This window comes from Cupriavidus sp. SIMBA_020 (assembly GCF_046535395.1).
GTDB classification, from domain to species: Bacteria; Pseudomonadota; Gammaproteobacteria; order Burkholderiales; family Burkholderiaceae; genus Cupriavidus; species Cupriavidus campinensis.
Genome location: NZ_JAWRWU010000949.1, coordinates 1 through 260, shown reverse-complemented (window position 1 = coordinate 260; position 260 = coordinate 1). Strand labels below are relative to the sequence as shown.

1 protein-coding gene is annotated in these 260 nt (G+C 71.2%); it reads left to right on the top strand.

The window, feature by feature from the left end; translation table 11 throughout:
- On the top strand, positions 1-260 hold a 260-nt coding region (locus SB751_RS32255; protein ID WP_410749290.1), incomplete at both ends, for an MBL fold metallo-hydrolase.

Sequence of the window (260 nt, the reverse complement as noted above, 5' to 3'; positions counted from 1 at the left end):
CTCGACGGCCTGCCGGTGCTGCGCGTGATCGTCACGCATTGCCACCCGGATCACATCGGTCTCGCGCACTGGGTGTGCGCTGGCGGCGACAAGCAACGCTGGGACGCCCGGCTATGGATGACGCTCGGCGAGTACATGCAAGCGCGCGTGATGGCGGCCGGCGACGGCTCGAATGCGGGCGGCGAGGGCGCGGCGCGTCACTTCGCGCGGCACGGCGTGACCGACGAAGCGTCGCTGGACAAGCTGCGCGCCCGCAAGAG